We start from the raw sequence: 1874 nt of genomic DNA, 5'->3' as shown, positions 1-1874 counted from the left end.
GTCTACATGGCGCTGATGAGCCCGGACCCGACCGGCAAGGGACGACGCCGCTGGACGATGCGCTGGAAGGCACCGCTGAACGCGTTCCAGATCGCATTCGAAGGCCGACTCACCCCCACCAGCCACTGACCTCAACAACCAAGATCAGCCGTTGATTGGGCCCTGTCTCACATTCGGTGGTGACGCAGAGTGGTGAGGTGTCGTTGGTATCCATGTGAAGGATGCCAACGAGCTTGTGCAGACGGTGTTTTCAGGGCTGCCCCCGCTGGTCATCGAGGATGTCGTCGACGAGGGCGAGCGAGTCGTGGTGCGGGCACGGACTCCGCAGGATACTGCGGCCTGCCCTGCGTGCGGGGCGTCGTCGGGGCGGGTGCACGGCTATCACTGGCGGACGGTGGCTGACGTGCCGGTCGACGGACGGCGGGTGGTGGTCCGTGTGCGAGTGCGACGCCTGGTGTGCCCCACCCGCGGCTGCCGACATACCTTCCGTGAGCAGGTGCCCGGAGTCCTGGACCGATACCGGCGACGCACGACCTGCCTGACCAGGCAAGTCAAGGCGGTGGTCAAGGAGTTAGCGGGCCGGGCGGGGGCACGTTTGCTGGCGATACTCGCGGCGGGCGTCTCGCGTCACACGGCTCTGCGCGCCCTGCTGCGGATCCCCCTGCCCACCGGGCGGGTGCCCCGCGTGATCGGCGTCGACGACTTCGCGCTGCGCCGGCGGCACCGCTACGCCACCGTGATCATCGATGCCGAGACGCATGAGCGGATCGACGTGTTGCCCGACCGCACGGCTGGCACCCTGGAAGCATGGCTGCGCGAGCATCCGGGCATCGAGATCGTGTGCCGCGACGGCTCCGCGACCTACGCCGAGGCCATCCGCCGCGCCCCGCCCCGTGCGACGCACGTCGGTGATCGGTGGCATCTGTGGCACAACCTGTGCGAAGCCGCTCCGAGCGAGGTCAAGGCGCACAGCGCCTGCTGGGCCGCCGTACTGGACGCGCCGATCTACGACGGGCCCCGCGCCCAGACCACCCTGGAGCGCTGGCACCAGGTCCACGGTCTGCTCGACCAGGGCGTCGGCCTGCTCGAATGCGCCCGCCGCCTGGAACTGGCCCTGAACACCGTCAAGCGCTATGCCCGCGCCGACCGGCCCGAGCGGATGCTCCGCGTTCCCAAGTACCGTGCCAGCCTCGTCGACCCCTACCGCTGCGCAAACGCCGGGCCGAGGATCCCGGCGTCCCCGTTCAGCACCTCTTCGAAGAGATCAAAGCCCTCGGCTTCACGGGCTGCCTGAACCTCTTGCACAAGTACATCAACCAGGGCCGATCGGACGCCGACCGCAGCCATATCTCCCCGCGCAGGCTCGCCCGGATGCTGCTGACCAGGCCCGCCAACCTCAAGGCCGAGCAACACGAGCTCCTGGCCAAGCTCACCGCCGCCTGTCCCGAGATGACGCAACTGGCCGCAATGATCCCCGACTTCACCCCGCTCCTTGCACCGCACGCCGACAACGCCGACGCACTCTCGCACTGGATCGTCCAGGTCCGCGGCGCCGACCTGCCCCACCTGCATGCCTTCACCCGAGGTCTGGAACGAGACCGTGAAGCCGTAAACGCCGCCCTCACACTTCCGTACAGCAACGGCCCCACCGAGGGTGTGAACACCAAGACCAAGCGGATCGCGCGCCAGATGCACGGACGAGCAGGCTTCACCCTGCTTCGCCACCGCATCCTCCTCGGATAGCAGCACGCTCCGTTACCACCGAATGTGAGACAGGGCCCAATCAACGGCTGATCTTGGTTGTTGAGGTCAGTGGCTGGTGGGGGTGAGTCGGCCTTCGAAGGCGATCTGGAACGCGTTCAGCGGTGCCTTCC

At 67.7% G+C, this 1874-nt stretch carries 1 pseudogene; it reads left to right on the top strand.

The features are described 5' to 3' along the window. The first annotated feature begins 244 nt into the window (after positions 1-244). Positions 245-1743 (top strand): annotated as a pseudogene (locus tag ACFC02_RS42430) (ISL3 family transposase). Positions 1744-1874 lie beyond the last annotated feature (131 nt).

Source organism: Streptomyces sp. NPDC056160 (assembly GCF_042268205.1).
Lineage (GTDB): Bacteria > Actinomycetota > Actinomycetes > Streptomycetales > Streptomycetaceae > Streptomyces.
Note: the sequence above shows the minus strand (reverse complement) of the source record. Positions and strands in the feature narration are given on the sequence as shown.